Source organism: Aquibium pacificum (assembly GCF_040839445.1).
Classification (GTDB): Bacteria; Pseudomonadota; Alphaproteobacteria; order Rhizobiales; family Rhizobiaceae; genus Aquibium; species Aquibium pacificus.
The window spans coordinates 1-255 of the sequence record NZ_JBDPGJ010000061.1; the positions used below are offsets into that span (position 1 = coordinate 1).

General features: G+C 65.5%; 1 pseudogene. It reads right to left on the minus strand.

Annotation, left to right across the window (positions count from 1 at the left end):
- Positions 1–15 precede the first annotated feature (15 nt).
- Positions 16–234 (minus strand): annotated as a pseudogene (locus ABGN05_RS30160) (helix-turn-helix domain-containing protein); the annotation flags it as partial.
- Between the last annotated feature and the right edge of the window lie 21 nt (positions 235–255).

A 255-nucleotide genomic window follows, 5' to 3' on the forward strand; every position in this document is an offset into this window, starting at 1 on the left:
GCCGGTCCAGCGCTAACGGCGCAAAGCCACGATGCGGTCAACCACCGCCTGTTGGGTCATGTTCGGCATCACCTTGGGCCGAGACGAGCGATCGGTCATGCCCGCGCGCCCTTCGGCCTTGAAGCGCTCGACCCAGCGCGCCACGATCTTCGCCGATACACCATACGCCTGCGCCACCTGGGCTTGCGAAAGACGAACTTCTATGACCGACAGCGCCATCTCTTCTCGACGCAGCGACGTCGGACCGGGCGGGGA